Genomic DNA, 14544 nt, shown 5'->3' on the forward strand with positions numbered 1-14544 from the left:
AGTACTGGTGAACTCCTGCCGTGCCCTGGTCTGTCGGAGCGTGAGCAGGGACTGCTGAGGCACCTGCAGCGTCGGCTGGCCCGCTGCCGTCGTGGCTCCTGTCATTCGTGCATCGGGCGGGTTTCGGTCCAGTCGACGAGGAGTTTACGTTCGGCGAAGTGCCAGGCGCCTTCTTGTTTGGCGTACTGGTCCAGGTAGCGGATGGAGGCGACCATGAGCGTGCGCCGGCCGTCGTCGCCGATGGTCACATGGTGGGCGATGGTGTAGCTCTCGCCGTGAGCTTGGTTGCCGTTGACAACGACTGTGCTCTGTCCGTTGAAGTGGGTGGTGGCGGCGTACTGATTGAGGTTGTCGAAGACGGGCGCGAGGGCGTCGCGCCCGTGCAGGTCCTGGGTCGGCTCGGCGGACCTGGCGTCCATGTAGACGACGAAGTGGGTGTCTTCGGTGAACAAGGCCAGCTGGCCTTTGGCGTCCCGGCGGTCCGCGCAGTGCGCGTAGGCGTCGAACAGTTCGCGGATCGCGAGGCGGTCGGCGACTTCGTCGGGGGAGACAGTGGTGTGTGGCGTCATAGCTGCTATTTTACACCTGTAAATAACAGCTGGGTGGGGAGCAGATCGATGAGCAACCGACCGGACCCGCGGACGGCGCGGACCGATCGCGCCCTGGCGGACGCCGTACTGCGGCTTGCGGCCGAGCGGCCCGTGTCGCGGATCAGTGTCGCGGAGCTGACCGAGGCGGCCGGAGTGACGCGGCCGACGTTCTACCATCGGTATCGCAGTCCGCTGGAGCTGTTGCTCAGGGTCCTGGACACAGACCTGGCCGAGGTGTATCAGCGCGAGGAGCGGTGGCGCGCAGAGGAAGATCCGTCCAGCGACGAAGCCCTGCGCCGGGCGACCGGCGAGCTGGTCGATCACGTCGCCCGGTTCGCCGACGTCTACCGGCAGACGCTCGAGGACCCGGCGGATCGCGGGGTCTACGAGGCGCTGGTCCGGCACTTCAGTGACTACAGCCTGGCCTTCATGGCGCGCTCGACGAACCCGGAGCTGCCCGCCGGCGATCGGGAGCTGATGGCGCAGTTCGTCGCCTATGGATTCGCCGGGGCGATCAAGGCATGGTTGGCCGATGGGGGATTGAGCAGAGACGATCTGGTGAACGCCGTGGTCGCCTGTGCGCCGGTGTGGTGGCGTTGAAGGGAGCTGGATCGATGAGCGGGGCCGGCCAAGGTCGGGATCATCGGCACCGGCCGCTGGCGGGTCGTGATCCGGAGGAGGCCCATCGGGCTGCGACGCCGCTGGAGCTCCTGTACGACCTGACGTTCGTCGTGTCGTTCGGCACGGCCGCGGACGAGCTCGCGCACTACCTGGCCGAAGGGCATGTCGGTGCGGCGCTCGGCGGGTTCTGTCTCGCGGTCTTCGCCGTCGTGTGGTGCTGGATGAACTATGCGTGGTTCGCGTCGGCGTACGACAACGACGACTGGGTGTTCCGGGTCGCCACCATGGTGCAGATGGTCGGCGTGATCGTGCTGGCGCTCGGGCTCGCGGACATGTTCGCCTCCGTCGACCACGGCGAGACGATCGACCTCCGCGTGATGGTTCTCGGGTACGTCGTGATGCGGTTGTCAATGCTGTTCCTCTGGGTTCTTGCCGCGCGCAACGATCCCGACCGTGCCCCGGCGGCGCGCAAGTACATCCGGACCATCGGCGTCGCGCAGGTCGGCTGGGTCCTGCTCGCGTTCCTGCAGCTGCCGGTCTGGGTGTTCTTCGTGGCCGGGTTCCCGTTCTTCGTCCTGGAGTTGGCCGGTCCGGTGCTGGCCGAGCGGCGCAGTCCGACGCCTTGGCACGCGCACCACATCGCGGAGCGGCACGGGCTGTTGTTGCTGATCACCCTCGGCGAAGGGGTCCTGGGCACGGTCACGGCCCTCAACGCCCTCGTGCACGGCGAACACGGCTGGACCTTCGAGGCCGCCCTGCTGGCGGTCGCGGGCATCGGCCTGACCTTCGGCCTGTGGTGGATGTACTTCGCCGTGCCTTGGGGAGATGTACTCCGGCGGCATCGGGACCGGTCGAGGCCGTGGGAACTCGGTCATTTCCTCCTGTTCGGCTCGGTCGCCGCGACGGGCGCCGGCCTGCACGTGGCGGCGTACTTCCTCGAAGGAAGCGCCACGCTCAGCCCGACCGAGACAGTCCTGACTGTTGCGATCCCGGTGGCGATCTATGTCGTGACGCTGTACGCCGTCTACTGGGCCTTCCTCCGTCAACACGACGCATTCCACCTGCTTCTCCTCGCGGGAACGGCAGGCGTCGTTCTGCTCGCGGTGATCTGTGCCGAACTCGGCGCGAGCACACCGTGGTGCCTGGTGGTCGTCATGCTCGCCCCAGCCGTCACAGTCATCGGTTTCGAAACGGTGGGTCACCGTCAGCTCACCGTGGCCCTGCTGCAGTGACTCGCTGGCCAAGGTCGCGGTCAGATGAACGCCGAGTGGCCGGTGATGGATTTGCCGACGATGAGGAGAGCCCACAAGAGCCGGATAGGCGGCCGGGGCTACGTGCGCTTCTCAGGCGCGGCCGGCTGACAGGAGGCGCAGGTCGCGGGCGCGCTGTACGGCCGCGGATCGGTCGGTGGCAGCGAGCTTGGCGTAGATACGACGGATGTGGGTGTTGACGGTGTTCAGGGAGACCGACAGCTCGGCGGCGATCTCGGGCCGGGTGAGGTTGGTCGGCAGGTAGCGGAGCACGCGCAGTTCGCTGGGGCTGAGGTCTTCGGACGGTCCGGGTACGGCGGCGTGGCTGAGGCTGTTGCCGTGGACGGTGTCGAGGATGTCGGCGACGAGCGCGGTGTGCGACGTACCCTGCGGCGGCAGGGCTGTGAGCAGTTCCCAGGCACCGGTCATCGCGAACGGCAGGATCAGTCGGTCTGGTTCGGCCAGGTGCAGTGCCCGCTCGACGGCTGCTCGCGCCGCGCGCTCGTCGTCCAGGTCCCGGCAGGCGAGTGCGTCCAGTAGGTGGGCCTCGATCAGGGTGAGGTATGAGTTGACGGGGACACCGCCGCCGAGGACGGGCCGGAGTTCGCGGCGGGCGCCGGCGGGGTCATGCTCGGCGAGGTGGATCACCGCGGCCGCGTTGCGGATTTCGCCGGCGGTGACCAGCTCGTCGTCGACGGTGGCGAGGGTGGCGCGTGCCTGGTCGACGTTCCCGAGCCGGACCTGGGTGGCGATCGTCCATCCGGTGACCTGGGATGTCAATGCGTGCTTCCCGGCCATCTGGGCGCGCACCTGCCCGGCGGCGAGGAGTTCGGTCAGTGCCTCGCGGTGCCGGCCGCGTGCCGCCGGGGGGATCGCGGCGATCAGGTGGATGAGTAGGCGGATGCCCGGCTCTCCGCCGGCCTGGGTGGCGCGCCTGGCGCGCTCCAGCCATTCCTCGCCGTGGTCGAACTCGCCCGTCAAGATGAGAATTTCGGCGAGCGCCGCGTGCGCGGGTGCGATCACTGCTTCGGTGTCCCAGCCGTGCCGGGCCGCCTGCGCTATGGCGTCCTCGCAATGCTGCCGGGCGAGGGCGAAGGAGTGGCCGGTGGCGGCAAACCCTAGGTGGGCTAGGCAGGCCACCTCCAGGTACGGCCGCCCGATGGCGCGGGCGAGGGCGGCGCCCTCCAGCAGGTGTTTCTCGCTCTCCGCCAGCCGCAACGACCACGCCTCGGTGACGCCAAGGTTCAGCAGCACGATGGCACGCAGGTCGTCGCCCAGGGCCACATCGGCGTTGGACTGGCCGGCGGCGGGGGAGGGCAGCGCGTCCACCTGCTCGAAGACGCTGTCGAAGTGACCGCGCAACCGCGCCGACAGCAGGTCCAGAGTCGCGATGGCCGTCCGGAGCCGGTACTGCCGGTCGGACGGTGTCGTCTCGGCGTACGCCCTGACCACGTCGAGGTGCGCGTCGGCTTGGTCGAGGTGGACCTGGTCGAGGTCGGCGATCGCGTGCACCAGGGCCAGCCCGGGAAAGTCCTCGCCGATCCGGGCCGGGAAGGTGTGCAGCAGCACCGCCACGGTCGCGGCCCGGCCGTCGAGGGTGAGGCTGAGGGCGTGGTCGGTGAGCAGCCGCGCTGCCTCGGTCCAGTCACCGGCGGCCTGCAGGTGGCGGATGGCCTCGGCGGTGTCGGCGTGGTCGGCGAACCACCGCGCGGCGATCCGGTGCAGTTCCGGGACGTGTCCGGGGACGGTGCGGCGTAGCTCCAGCCGGAGCAGGCCGCTGAACATGTGGTGGTAGCGAAACCAGGTGCGAGTGGGGTCGAGTGATACGACGAACGCGTTGGCGTCCTCCAGGTCCAGCAGGATCCGCTCCGATCCTGCTGCTCCGGTGAGCAGGTCGGCCAGCTCGCCGTTGACCTTGTCCAGCAGGGAGGTGCGCAGGAGCAGGCGTTGCACCTCTGGTGGCTGCCGGTCCAGCATCTCGGCCATCAGGTATTCGGCGACCGTGCGGTCGCTGCCGGAGAACTCGGCGACGAACCGTTCCGGTTGCGGGTGGCCGACCAGGGACAGGACGGCCAGCCGCAGCCCGGCCGCCCAGCCTTCGGTCCGCTGGTACAGCGTGGCCACCACGGGGTCGGGCAGCGTGATTCCGGCGGCAGTGAGCAGCTTGCGAGTCTCGTCCTCGGTGAAGCGCAGCTGCGGGGCGCGGATCTCGGCCAGCTCTTCCGCCAGCCGGAGCCGGTGCAGGCGCAGCGGCGGGTCGCGGCGGGTGGCCACGATCGCGTGGACATCCGCGGGGAGGTTCGTCAACAGGGCCGTGAGCTGCTCATTGGCCTCGGCGGAGGTCAGCTCGTGCAGGTCGTCGATGATGAGCACGAAGGGCCCGCCGTACGCCGCGAGCTCGGACAGCACCTTGTCCACCATGGCCTGCCCGTTGAATCCGGGCGCCGGGGGTGGGGGCTCGGCGCCGCCGGTGACGGCGCGGACCGCGCCCAGGAGGGCAAGCCAGAACAGTTGCGCGTCGTGCTGGACCGGCTTGACGGACAGGAAGGCGATCCGGCGGTCCTGGCGCCGTCGATCGGCCCACGCGTGCAGCAGCGACGTCTTCCCACTGCCGGCGGGCGCCGAGATGACCGTCACGCGCTTCTCCACTGCGTGGTCCAGCGCGGCGACCAGGTCGCGACGGTCGATCAGCCCATGCCGCGTCGCGCCATCTTCTCCAGGCACCTGGTCAGCGTACCCGGGAGATCACTGGAATCAGGTGACGACCTTTCACCGGCCGAGCAGCGAATCTGAACTCACCTTGATCACTGCGGAACGAAACAGAGGGTGAGCATGACTTCGTCGAGTCCAAGCGAGAACGACCTGCCGGACTACGTTCCGGTACCCGAGGCCGCCTTCGGCCCGGCCCTCAACGAGCAGGGGTACTTCGTCGGCCGCGTCGAACGCAACCTGTTCTGGGTCACCGACGGCACCTACCAGTCAGCGTTCCTCGCGACGCCCGACGGGGTGGTCCTGTTCGACGCCCCGCCGACCATCGGCCACAACCTGCGGCGAGCCGTGGACGAGGTCGCGGCGGCCGAGGGCATCGGTAACACCGTGACCCATCTGGTCTACTCCCACCACCACGCCGACCACGCCGGCGCGGCGAACCTGTTCGGCGACGACATCGTGCGCATCGGGCATACGGAGACCCGGCGGCTCCTGCTGCGGGACAACGACGCGACCCGGCCCGCCCCGGAGGTCACCTTCGAGGACCGCTACACGCTGCAGGTCGGCGGCGAACGGGTCGAGCTGGCTTACCACGGGCCCAACCACTCGCCGGACAACATCTACCTCCATTTCCCGGACCATGACGCGCTCATGCTGATCGACGTCGTCAACGCGGGCTGGGTGCCCATCTACAACCTGAACCTGAGCGAGGACGTGCCCGGGTACATCGGCGCCCCGGACCAGGCGATGGACTACCCGTGGAAGCACTTCATCGGCGGTCATCTCGGCCGGCTGGGCACTCGCGACGACCTGGTCCTGCACCAGCAGTACATCGCCGACATCGTTGACAGCGCGCACGCTGCGCTCGCCTCGGTCGACCCGACCCCCTACTTCAGCAAGTACGGCGCGAACGCCTGGGCCGGCGTGGGCGGCTACCTCGACGCCGTCACCGCAGAGGCCGCCGCGCCGGTCATCGCCAAGTACACCGGCGTCCTGGCAGCCGCCGACGTCCCAGCGTTCACCACGAGCACGACCTTCAGCATCCTCCAGTCGATCCGCCTCGACCTCGGCACCGGTTCGCAGGTGCACCCATGAGCGCGCGGGTGGCAATCGTGGTCGGCGCGGGAGGCGAGCTCGGCCGTACGACGGCGCAGAAGCTGGCCGCCGCCGGGTTCACGGTGGTCGGCATCGACCGCAACAAGGAGGCGGTGAAGGAGTTGCCGGACGGCATCCGCTCCGAGGTGGGTGACGCAACCGACCCGGCCGTCGCAAAGGATCTTGTCGACCGGATTGCCGCCGAGGTCGGTCCGCCCGAAGTGCTGGTCAACGCGCTCGGCACGTATCACCTGGGTGATGCACTCGACGCGACGCCGGCGGATCTGCGGCTCATGATCGACGTCAACGCTGGCGCCGCGCTGTGGCTGACCCAGGCGGTGGCGCCGTACATGCGAGACCGAGGCACGGGCGTCATCGTGCATGTGGCTGCCCGCCCCGGGCTGGAGCCGACCGCCGGGATGGCGACGTACGGCGTGAGCAAGGCGGCCCTTGTGCACCTCACCCGCGTGCTCGACCTGGAGCTGCGCCCGCTCGGGATCCGGGTCAACGCCGTCGCGCCACAGATCCTCGACACGGCCAAGAACCGGCCGTACCTCACTCCCGATCAGTTGGCGCAGGCGGTTCCGCCGGAGGCGGTCGCCGACATCATCGCGTTCCTCGTCAGTGACGCCGCGACGCCGATCAGCGGTGCCGTCGTGCCGACCTACGGCGCCTGACCGTCTACCCGTCATACCTCTGGAAAGGTCTGTCATGTCATCCACCCCAAGCACGAACCGCCGCTCGTTCCTCGCCCGTGGCGCGGCGATCGCGGCCGTTCCGGCGCTCGCCACGGTAGCCGGGGGAGTCCTTGCCGAACCGGCCGCCGCCGACACGTTGCCCGATTACGCGCCGATACCGCCGTCCGCGCTCGGCCCGGCCCTCAACGCGCAGGGCTACCACGTCGGGCGGGTGGAGAAGAACCTGTACTGGGTCACAGACGGCACCTACCAAGCGGCGTTCCTGACCACCAAGGACGGGGTGGTGCTGTTCGACGCGCCCCCAACCATCGGACGCAACCTGCAGCGCGCCATCGACCAGATCGCGTCCGAGAACGGCGTGTCCAACAAGGTGACCCACATCGTCTACTCGCACCACCACGCCGACCACCTCGGCGCGTCGTCCCTCTTCGGTCGTGACGTGGTGCGGGTCGGCCACGCCGAGACGAAGCGGTTGCTTGCCCGGGACAACGACCGGGCCAGGCCCGCACCCGACGTGACCTTCGAGACCCGCCGCACGCTGCACGTCGGCGGCGAGCGGATCGACCTGGCATGGCACGGCACGAACCACACGCCCGACAACATCTACATCCACCTCCCGGCCCACGAAACGCTCATGCTGGTCGACATCAACCTGCCCGGCTGGGTGCCGTTCCACAGCTTCAACCTCAACGAGGACGTCCCGGGCTCCATCGCGGCCCCGGCGAAAGCCATGGCCTACCCGTGGAAGCACTACATCGGCGGTCACATGGGCCGGCTCGGCAACCGCCAGGACATGGTCGTCTATCAGCAGTACGTCGACGACCTCGTCGAAAACGTGAAGAAGGCGCTGGTGACGGTCGACCCGACGCCGTTCTTCGTCAAGTACGGCAACAACACCTGGGCCGCGGTGAAGTCGTACCAGGACGCACAGGCCGACTACGCGGCCGCGCCGGTCATCAAGAAGTACACCGGCGTACTCGCCGCGGCCGACGTCTACACGACCAGCACCGCGTTCATCATCCTCGAGTCGATCCGCCTCGACCTCGGCGTGGACTCGCAGGTCCACCCGTGACGGGAGCCGGCGGTCCGCAGCTCGGGGCCTCGTTCGCGCTCGGCCGGTGGCGCGTACGGCGGGTCGGATACGGCGCGATGCAGCTCGCCGGCGACGGGGCCTTCGGGCCGCCGCGCGACCTTGACGAGGCGCTGCTGGTACTGCGCGCAGCCGTCGCGGCCGGGGTCGACCACATCGACACCGCGCAGTACTACGGCGCGGGCACAGTGAACGAGCTCATCCGCGAGGCGCTGTACCCGTACCCGGAGAGCTTGGCGATCGTCAGCAAGGTGGCGGCTCGGCGCGACGCCGACGGCGCCCTGCTGCGGTTCGACGAGCCACACGAGCTGCGCCAGGGGATCGAGGACAACCTGGCCACACTCGGTGTCGACCGGCTGGCGGCCGTGAACCTGCGAATGATGGATCCTTCCGAGCCTCCAGGTGCACGGTTCGACGCCCAGCTCGCGGCACTGGTACAGGCCCGCGACGAAGGACTGGTCGACGGTGTCGGCCTCAGCAACATCACCCGGCGGCACCTCCTGCGAGCGATTGCCCAGACCGAGATCGTCTGTGTGCAAAACCTCTTCAACCTCGCCGACCAACGATCCCTGGATGTCCTCACCGAGTGCGAGTCGCGGGGCATCGCGTTTGTACCGTTCTGCCCGCTCGGCTGGCCCGGCGAGACACGGCGTCGGCTGCTGTCCGACCCGGTTCTCGCCGCGCAGGCCACGCGACTCGACGCGACGCCCGCGCAGCTCGCCCTCGCCTGGCTACTGGAGTTCGCCCCGAACGTCCTGCTCATCGCAGGCACTCGGACCCGGACCCATCTAGCCGAGAACATCGCTGCCGTCGACCTCCAACTGGACGCCGCCGCCCGCACCGAGTTGACCCGGCACTTCCGGCCGCCGGATGTCTCCCGCCACTGGTGACACCGCCGAACGTTGTGGCCGCACACATCGACAGTTGCCCGGACCACCGGGATGCTGGCATAGCCGCCCTGCCCTCCCACAGGAATCGGATCACGATCAGTTGCGAAGGATGTACATCTTGAAGTCAGACCTCGTGGGGCGCGCGGCCGAACTGGAGCGGATCGACTCACTGCTCGAGAGGTACACCTCGCCCCGCCCCGCCCTGCTGCTGCGCGGCGATCGGGGGATCGGCAAGACTGCACTGCTGGACGCGGCAGCAGCACGGGCGACAGCCCGCGGAATGCAGGTACTGCGCGCGTTCGGCGCGGAGTTCGAGGCTGGGTTGAGCTTCTCGGCACTGCATCAACTCCTCTACCCACTGCGCGACCGAGTGGACCGGCTCGCCGGCAGGCAACGCGATGCCCTCCAGCAGGTCCTGGACCTCGCACCGGGACTGGCACCGGATCCGCTGGTTGCCACCGCGGTTCTCGCCCTCCTCAGCGGGGTCGCCGCCGAACGGCCACTCCTGCTGATCGTCGACGACATTCCCTGGATAGACCCCGCCAGCGCGGCCACGCTGGGGTTCGCAGCCCGCCGCTTCGGCCACGACCCGATCGCATTCCTGGCGACCGCGCGGACTGGTGCCCATGGTCTACTCGACCAGCTCCAGGTGCCCGAACGCGTCATCCGGCCGCTCGGCGCGCGGTCGGCAGGCATTCTGTTGGACATCCAATGGCCTGGACTGGCTCCTCCAGTACGGCGGCGAACGCTGTCCGAGGCCGCCGGCAACCCGCTTGCACTGCGGGAGTTGCCGACGTTGCTGGACGACCGACAGCGTTCCGGCCAGGACCCACTGCCGGACTTCCTGCCGCTGTCCGGGCGGTTGAAGGCCGCCTTCGCCGAGGAGATCCGAACGCTGCCCGCAGTAACTCGAGAAGTGCTGCTGCATCTGGCCCTGGAGCCGGACGTCAGCCTGGCTGCGATCAGGGGACCGGCGGCGGCCTCGGCGGACGTCGACTATCTCGCCCCCGCAGTGCAGGCGGACCTGGTGCATGCCGATGCCGGTGGCCGCGGCACCTGGTTTCGGCATCCGCTGATCCGCTCGGCGATCCTGCACCAGACACCGCCAGGTGAACGCCGGGACGCGCACCAGGCCCTTGCCACGGCCATGGCCGGTTCCCCCGAGCGCCGCGCCTGGCATCTGGCCGAGGCCGCCACCGGACCGGACGAAGCAGTGGCTCGGGCCCTGGATGAGGCGGCAATGTCCGCCTGGCGGCGCAGCGAACCCTCCGCCGCTGCGAGCCGAGATCTGGACCAGGCGGCGATCAAGTATCAGCGGCGGGCAGGGGCATCCACGGCCGTGACCGCGCTCATCCGGGCCGCTGAGCTCAGCCCGCACGCGGCCGAGCGGTCCCGGCGATTGACCGAGGCGGCCTATCTCGCCAACATCACCGGTCAGCTCGACGAAGTACCCCGGTTGCTGGCTGACGCCGGCCAGGCACCGGACACGCCGACCGGGCTGGTCTTCGCCACCACCGCCCATCTCCTCACCAACCAAGACGGCGATGTCGACGCCGCCTACCGGCTGTTGACGCAAGCGCTCGACCACGTCGACTGCACGGCGAACCACGACCGCCGGTGGGACTTGGACGGGATTCTGTACGCGCTGCTGCTCGTCAGCCTCTACTCGCTCCGGCCGGAGCCGTGGGAGCTCCTCAACAAGGCCATGGCTCGGTTCGAGCCGGAAGAGGTCGTCCCGTTCCGCCTGTGCCACGACGCGTACGTCGATCCGTCAGGCACCGCTGACGCGGTGCGGGACGGCCTCGCTCTGGCATTCGCGGCACTGCCCACCGACGCGGCGCCCTGGCAGCTCATGCCGCTGGCCTTCGCGGCCGCTGCGATGGACGTCCTGTCCGACTACCGGTACCTGGTCAGGCGCATGATCGATCGGGAGCGCGACGGCGGCGCGATCGCCATGGTCATCCCCGGGCTGATGCTGCTCGGCCACGACTCCTACGTTCACGGGCGGTGGGACGAGGCCGAGCGCCTGGCATGGGAGGGACTGGACCTGGCCGCGGTCTACGGCTACCACTTCTGGGCGGGCCAGATCCGGGCCTTGTTGGCATCGGGCGCGGCGCTGCGTGGCAACGTGGACCTCGCCCGAACCCGGCGGACCGAGACCACGAGCTGGGCAGCGCCCCGCGGGATGGGGGTGACAGTGGCCTACGCCCGGTCGGCAGGCAACCTCGCGGCCATGGGGCAGGGCGACTTCGACGAGGCCCTGGTCCAGATCGCGAGGATCGACCCGCCCGGCGCCCCGAGCGCCGACATACCAGGTCGATGGGTTGTGCTCGACCTGGTCGAGGCAGCAGTCCGCTCGGGTCGCATCGACCAAGCCCGCGCCCACGTCGTCGCCGCCCAACAGGCAGGCCTGGATCGGATCGGCCCTCGCATCGCTCTGATCGTCGCCGGCGCGGCAGCCTTGGCAGCCGACGACGACGATCAGGCCGGAGCGTTGTTCGAAGCGGCCCTGTCGCTACCTGACGCCGCCCGGTGGCCTTGGGAGCATGCGCGCATCCAGTTCGCCTACGGACAATGGCTTCGCCGCACTCATGACACGACCCTTGCTCGAGTCCACCTGCGCGCCGCCCTGGAGATCTTCGACCGGATCGGCGCCGAAGGCTTCGCACAGCGGGTCCGCCAGGAACTCCGTGCGGCCGGCGTCGCGTACGCAGTACAGCCCGATCTCCCCGCATCTCCCCTGACGGCACAGGAACGGCAGATCGCCGATCTGGCCGCGAGCGGGCTGACCAACAAACAGATCGCCGAACGGCTGTTCCTGTCCCACCGCACGGTGGGCTCCCATCTTCACCGGCTGTACCCCAAGCTCGGCGTCGCTTCGCGCACGGCCCTGCGTACCGCGCTGGAGGCTCTCACGCGCGGCGAAGACGCGCCCCGATTTCCTTCGTGATTTCCGCAACCGATCAGCGGTGACTCCGATGCGCGGTGGGTTCGGCCGACCGAGGATCGAAGGCACAGATGACACCGACGAAAGGAAACTGAGATGAGCTGGGACAGCGATCTGGTCGACAACGTCAGCGACGAACTGTTCTGGGATCCCAAGGTCGACAACGTGGCGATCGCGGTGTCGGCGAAGGCCGGCACGATCACGCTGCGAGGCACCGTGGGAAGCCTGCGCGAGAAGCGGGAGGCGAAGAAGGCGGCGCAGCGCGTCACCGGCGTGCTCGAGGTCGACAACCAACTGAAGGTGCGACTGATGGACGACGCGGGGCGCGTCGACGCCGACATCCGCGGCGACGTCCTGCAGGCGCTGATGCTCGACAGTCTGGTACCGAGGACGGTCGACGCCAAGGTGCTGGACGGCTGGGTGACACTCACCGGCAGGGTGGACTGGCAGTATCAACGCGACGAAGCGGAGTTCGTCGCCTCGAACATCGTCGGGGCCCTCGATGTGTTCAACGAGATCGAGATCAAGAACCCGAAGCCGAACGCAGGGGACCTGCAGGAGTCGATCAAGAGCGCGTTCAAGCGCAACGCCTCCCTCGACGCCGAGGGTCTGCACGTCTCGACCGACAACGGCATGGTCACCGTCAAGGGAACCGTGGGCTCGTGGGCCGAGCGCGACGAAGCGATCGACGCCGCATGGTCGGCGCCAGGAGTCACGGCGGTGCGCGACGACCTGACCGTCACGTACTGAGAAGCACGGCACCGGTGGCGCGGGCGGCACCGCCCGCGCCACCGGTGCCGTGGTCATTGCCATCAGCAACCGTGTGCACACCGGCCTCCGTGACCTCGCGGCGGAAGACGCCGGTGCGGGCTCGGACAGGTCGCGGGGACCTTGAACAAGGTATTTGTTGTCCGAGGCCCCGATTTGGTGTTCAAGCGAGCCACCCGGGCGGCCGCCAGGGGGCCAGCTTTCAGTTGCCGCTGACAGATGGCTGTCTTCCGTGAGGGCCGTCTGCCACTTCGCATCGCCGGCGGTCCGGGACGTATGGCAGAAGTCCCGGACGGCGACGGTCACGATCAGCGATGTCCGTGGTGGTGCTCGTGTCCTTGGTGGTGCTTGTTCCGCCGTTGGCGATAGTGCATGACGACAGCCCTTCCGAGGAGCAGTGCCGGGACGCCGTTCGACATGATCCACCCGGCGAAGTGCTTTCCATTGCTCTTACGTCGCGCGTCCGGCCGGGTCCGGTCCTTCGCTTGGACCGCTTCGATGATCTCCTCGGCCCGCTTCGCGCCTTCGGACAGGGTGCTGAGCCGCTCGGAAAACCGCTTCATGGCGGCCTCCTTTCTCCGTGTGAGGGTCGTGCCCATCGGTTTGTACGTGCTGGGAACGTTATGACTGGTCCGCTGGGCGTGGTCTGCGGAAGATGCTCAACCTCTCGGCTTTTTGCGCATTCCGCGAGTTCGGCCGGATACGCCGGCCGCCCGACCAGAGGCGGCCACGCCGACCGTGGTCAGCGGGTGAACCAGCACATTGGCCACGCCAGCGAGTCGCTGCACGAAAAGCCGAGAGGTTGAGCATCATCCGCAGACCACGCTCGGCTGCGCGCTCGTAGCGTCGTACGCAGTCCTGTTGGCCAGGAACGACCACAACCCCGACGACTGAGGAAGGCACCTAACGTGAAGAAGCTCTCGGAGCAGCTCAGCGACCTATCCGACCGTGCGAAGAGGACCGAGGACGTCGTCGACGCTGCGAAGGCGAAGAACCGAGACCGGTTGCAGGCGCACCAGGCGCAGCTGCAGACTGCCGTCAGCGCCGAGCAGACCCGGATCGACGAGCGGACGACCAAGGCGCAGGCCGACGTCCGGTCGAAGTGGCAGGACCTCCGAACTGCCATGGACAGCCACTTCACCGAGCTTCGCACCAAGGGCGAGCAGCACAAGGCCGAACGCGACGTCAGGCACGCCGAGCGGCGCGCCGATGACGCCGAGCTGGATGCATCCGAAGCGATTGATTTCGCGATCTACGCCCTTGACTGCGCGGAGTACGCCATCGTCGACGCCACCATCGCCCGTGCCGATGCCGACGACATGACGCCGAAGAGCTGACGGTCGAGCGTGTCGACCTGGAGATCACATGAATCCCACGGACACAAGCGCCCAGCAGCACCATCCTGTCGTACTCGCGGGCATGGCGAAACGATCGCAGGACCTTCAGGTGCGGGTCGCCGACGCGATCACCTCCTTCGCCGGCTCGATGAACTTTGTCTACATCCACGCCGTTCTGTTCGCCATCTGGATGCTCTTCTTCGAGTCCAGTCCCTGGCCCACTCTCACTCTGTTCGTCTCCCTCGAGGCGATCTTCCTGTCCACGTTCGTCATGATCGGACAGAACCGACAGGCCGCATTCCAGGAAGCCAAGGCCGATCATGACTTCACCGAGCAAGAGCTGGAACTCAAGGACAATACGGAGCTCACCCGGGCGATCCACACGCTGACCACCGAGCTGCACGATCATCTGATCCGCGAGTCGAGCAGCGGGCAGATGCCCCATCCGTAGCCGACTGTGACCACCCACGATGTCGGCGATCATGCGTACCTGAGCGATAGGCGAGACCGAGCCGCCGTTGCCGGCCGGAACGAACGGCCGCGGATCGA

At 68.4% G+C, this 14544-nt stretch carries 13 protein-coding genes; 10 read left to right on the plus strand and 3 right to left on the minus strand.

What is annotated here, in order from left to right:
• Positions 1–101: 101 nt before the first annotated feature.
• Positions 102–569, minus strand: a complete 468-nt coding sequence (locus ABD210_RS20440) for a nuclear transport factor 2 family protein (RefSeq protein ID WP_344113401.1) — start codon at positions 567–569, stop codon at positions 102–104.
• A 48-nt stretch (positions 570–617) separates the two neighbouring features.
• Here ABD210_RS20440 and ABD210_RS20445 point away from each other — a divergent pair, with 48 nt between their 5' ends.
• Both ABD210_RS20445 and ABD210_RS20450 read left to right on the plus strand, forming a co-directional pair.
• Positions 618–1190, plus strand: a complete 573-nt coding sequence (locus ABD210_RS20445) for a TetR/AcrR family transcriptional regulator (RefSeq protein WP_344113402.1) — start codon at positions 618–620, stop codon at positions 1188–1190.
• A 14-nt stretch (positions 1191–1204) separates the two neighbouring features.
• Complete coding sequence (locus ABD210_RS20450) at positions 1205–2443, plus strand: low temperature requirement protein A (RefSeq protein ID WP_344113403.1); 1239 nt, start codon at positions 1205–1207, stop codon at positions 2441–2443.
• Positions 2444–2554: 111 nt separating this feature from the next.
• On the opposite strand, the gene ABD210_RS20455 is transcribed toward ABD210_RS20450, so the two are convergent.
• Positions 2555–5185 (minus strand): winged helix-turn-helix domain-containing protein, encoded by a 2631-nt coding sequence (locus tag ABD210_RS20455; protein ID WP_344113404.1) that lies wholly within the window; start codon positions 5183–5185, stop codon positions 2555–2557.
• Between the two features lie 108 nt (positions 5186–5293).
• Here ABD210_RS20455 and ABD210_RS20460 point away from each other — a divergent pair, with 108 nt between their 5' ends.
• The 6 genes from ABD210_RS20460 (at position 5294) to ABD210_RS20485 (ending at position 12640) form a co-directional block, all read left to right on the plus strand.
• On the plus strand, positions 5294–6265 hold the full coding sequence (locus ABD210_RS20460; RefSeq protein ID WP_344113406.1) for an MBL fold metallo-hydrolase: 972 nt from the start codon (positions 5294–5296) through the stop codon (positions 6263–6265).
• Positions 6262–6942, plus strand: coding sequence for an SDR family NAD(P)-dependent oxidoreductase (locus ABD210_RS20465; RefSeq protein ID WP_344113407.1), 681 nt, complete (start codon positions 6262–6264; stop codon positions 6940–6942). Before ABD210_RS20460 ends, ABD210_RS20465 begins: the two co-directional genes overlap by 4 nt.
• Before the next feature lie 34 nt (positions 6943–6976).
• On the plus strand, positions 6977–8035 hold the full coding sequence (locus ABD210_RS20470) for an MBL fold metallo-hydrolase (protein WP_344113408.1): 1059 nt from the start codon (positions 6977–6979) through the stop codon (positions 8033–8035).
• On the plus strand, positions 8032–8943 hold the full coding sequence (locus ABD210_RS20475; RefSeq protein ID WP_344113410.1) for an oxidoreductase: 912 nt from the start codon (positions 8032–8034) through the stop codon (positions 8941–8943). The genes ABD210_RS20470 and ABD210_RS20475 overlap by 4 nt, the downstream gene beginning before the upstream one ends.
• Before the next feature lie 118 nt (positions 8944–9061).
• The gene (locus ABD210_RS20480) at positions 9062–11893 is read left to right on the plus strand and encodes an AAA family ATPase (protein ID WP_344113411.1); all 2832 of its coding nucleotides are present in this window, start codon (positions 9062–9064) and stop codon (positions 11891–11893) included.
• Between the two features lie 93 nt (positions 11894–11986).
• The gene (locus ABD210_RS20485) at positions 11987–12640 is read left to right on the plus strand and encodes a BON domain-containing protein (RefSeq protein WP_344113413.1); all 654 of its coding nucleotides are present in this window, start codon (positions 11987–11989) and stop codon (positions 12638–12640) included.
• Between the two features lie 326 nt (positions 12641–12966).
• On the opposite strand, the gene ABD210_RS20490 is transcribed toward ABD210_RS20485, so the two are convergent.
• Positions 12967–13221, minus strand: coding sequence for a hypothetical protein (locus ABD210_RS20490; RefSeq protein ID WP_344113415.1), 255 nt, complete (start codon positions 13219–13221; stop codon positions 12967–12969).
• A gap of 345 nt (positions 13222–13566) precedes the next feature.
• Here ABD210_RS20490 and ABD210_RS20495 point away from each other — a divergent pair, with 345 nt between their 5' ends.
• Complete coding sequence (locus ABD210_RS20495; protein ID WP_344113417.1) at positions 13567–13995, plus strand: hypothetical protein; 429 nt, start codon at positions 13567–13569, stop codon at positions 13993–13995.
• Positions 13996–14023: 28 nt separating this feature from the next.
• The gene (locus tag ABD210_RS20500; RefSeq protein WP_344113418.1) at positions 14024–14446 is read left to right on the plus strand and encodes a DUF1003 domain-containing protein; all 423 of its coding nucleotides are present in this window, start codon (positions 14024–14026) and stop codon (positions 14444–14446) included.
• Positions 14447–14544 lie beyond the last annotated feature (98 nt).

It is taken from the genome of Kribbella alba (genome assembly GCF_039529635.1).
In the GTDB taxonomy this organism is placed as follows: domain Bacteria; phylum Actinomycetota; class Actinomycetes; order Propionibacteriales; family Kribbellaceae; genus Kribbella; species Kribbella alba.